Raw genomic sequence first — 1,821 nt, 5'->3', positions numbered from 1 at the left:
TGGGATATAGCTTGAATTGGTTTTATACCCTGCCCAAAGCGCTCAATGGCCTTACGATCCTTCTCAAGCGCCCGTAAGGCAGATACCGGACTTTCAGGTCAGCAATCCTACTGAAAGCCGGCCGCCACAGTTGTTCCCGTACATCGGCTTCCCGCTTATCCGGCGCGACAAGGAGCAGTCCCTCCAAAGCCTGCGCCTCTGACCCGCGAGCAAGATCCAGCATCCGCACGATGCCGGAATAGATGGTCGTTGAATGCTCAACCTCGAAGGCTGCGACAACCCTGTGGCTTTCCCGATCAAGCCACAGAACATCGATCAGACGCACGGATTCCGCTCCCTGCGTTTCCGTCGTGAACCCAGGCAACACCGACAGGCAGCCACCCAGATCATTGGAAAGCCGCGAACGATAGGTCGCATTCAGTTTCAGGATGCCCTGCCGCATGGCAAGATATTCCTCCCATCGCCCCAGCTTCACCTTTGATCCGGTCAGGGCATTATATGGATGTTCGCGACGGCGGCCATTGCGCTGAACAACTCGCTCCGTTTTTCCTCAAGACGAAAGCAGGGCAGCAGGTGCGCCACGATACGTTTGAGCTTTGCATTAACGGGGACGCGAATCATCGCCGGCCGGTGGCCGCGTGCAATCTCATTGGGGATGACAAGGCGTCGTCCGACAAGGAGAGCCACCCGTAAAGAAAGACATCGGGAGAGACTGTCTAATCACCATTCAATGACTGGTCTGCTTTCTATTCTTGTAAACTCAAAGCCGATGCAATCTGCAACAGCCATGAATACGATGTCGTGCAGGAAGCCGTCACAGGATGGATAGACGATCGCACAGAGTGCATCGTGAATGATCGAAGCCCACGACGTGCGAGCACATATCGCGACCAATATGACATTTATTGAATTTCACCTCCCGGTCCTAATCAGGGTAACCGTCGACAGACCGCGACGCTGAATCTCATTATTTGGGCGGATAAGCTCTCGAACAGTCTAATTCGCGCGTCAATTAATTAGTTCACCTAATGAGAGTATTCACATTATAGCATCTAATCAATGTCGAGACGCGTGATGTAGGCTCCCGGGAGCTTAAAATTCTGTTTCGGCGCGGTGCTCGGAAGCCTGGCCATACAAGTCGGCTGTTTTCAGGATGATGAGACGCCCCATTGCGGTGCGGACTTCGGCGATGTCGATATGAAAATAGCCGACCGGATAAGTCTTGAACTTCGAGCGCCTGGGCTTGTCGCCCTTGGTGTCGGGCAGACGGCTGATTCCATGGCGCTGAAGACAACGATGCAATGAAGAGCGCGTCAGATGCGGGATCGTCGCCTGTAGCGCGTAAAGGCAGTCGTCCAGGGGCAATAATGTATGGCGGCGGAACGCCACGACGATGCCCTCCTCCTCGATCGACAGGACCGTCGAAAGAGGAGCCTTCGGGCCAGTGCGTCGATCCGCTGTATCGGGCCGTCCCTTCGATTTGGCGACTGTCTTCGGGTTGACCCCGTGGCGTTCCGCCAGAGCTCTCAGGCTCTCTTGACTATGCTGTATCGCTCGACGGACTGCCGTTGTCGTCGTGGCGCATCCGTGGTGAACCTGGCCCATAGCGCATCCTTCCACTCTCGTGAAAATAATGCACCATCAAAACCCGGGACTAAACATCTAGGAAACCGCCTGCCCTGTTCCCCCATCCGTCGGCTGCGCGTATGCTGGGTGTGTCCGCCCCTACCGTGTTGAAAGCCTGACGCTCATGAGCGGCCCTCTCCCTTTTCCCTCGCGCCAACCTAGCCAGAAAGCTCACCCCACCCGCGCCCGCGCGGG

The 1,821-nt window shown here is 56.1% G+C and carries 2 pseudogenes; both read right to left on the bottom strand.

What is annotated here, in order from left to right:
• Nucleotides 1-499: pseudogene (locus P792_RS33895) on the bottom strand (type II restriction endonuclease); the annotation flags it as partial.
• A gap of 638 nt (nt 500-1,137) precedes the next feature.
• Nucleotides 1,138-1,605, bottom strand: a pseudogene (locus P792_RS33885) (hypothetical protein); the annotation flags it as partial.
• Between the last annotated feature and the right edge of the window lie 216 nt (nt 1,606-1,821).

This window comes from Asaia sp. SF2.1 (assembly GCF_000505765.1).
Classification (GTDB): domain Bacteria; phylum Pseudomonadota; class Alphaproteobacteria; order Acetobacterales; family Acetobacteraceae; genus Asaia; species Asaia bogorensis.
Note: the sequence above shows the minus strand (reverse complement) of the source record. Positions and strands in the feature narration are given on the sequence as shown.